Annotated in this window: 1 pseudogene; it reads right to left on the reverse strand. The window is 60.1% G+C overall.

The annotated features are described in order from the left end of the window. Window positions 1-209 (reverse strand): annotated as a pseudogene (locus E1297_RS00390) (IS110 family transposase); the annotation flags it as partial. Window positions 210-303 lie beyond the last annotated feature (94 nt).

Here is a 303-nt window from a genome sequence, read left to right on the forward strand (position 1 = left end):
GACTAATCTCCTGCAGCTTCCGACCCCCAGTGATGAGCTCCCGAACAGGCCTCCATGCCGATCAAGCAACGCGGACGTCCTTCGAAGAACGCGAGAAACTGGCGCCGCCGGAGCTGGCGCCGCATCACGACCTTCCCATCGGCATCGACGCCGTGAACCTGGATGACATTCTTGGCGAGATCGACGCCGACTGTGTTAACTTCGAACATGGATGGCTCCTCCAGTTGGGACAATGACACCCAATCATGGCGCATCGCGACGCCGGGCGCAGGAGCCATCCACACCATCAATCGAACGGCTTTG

This window comes from Roseibium sp. RKSG952 (assembly GCF_009711355.1).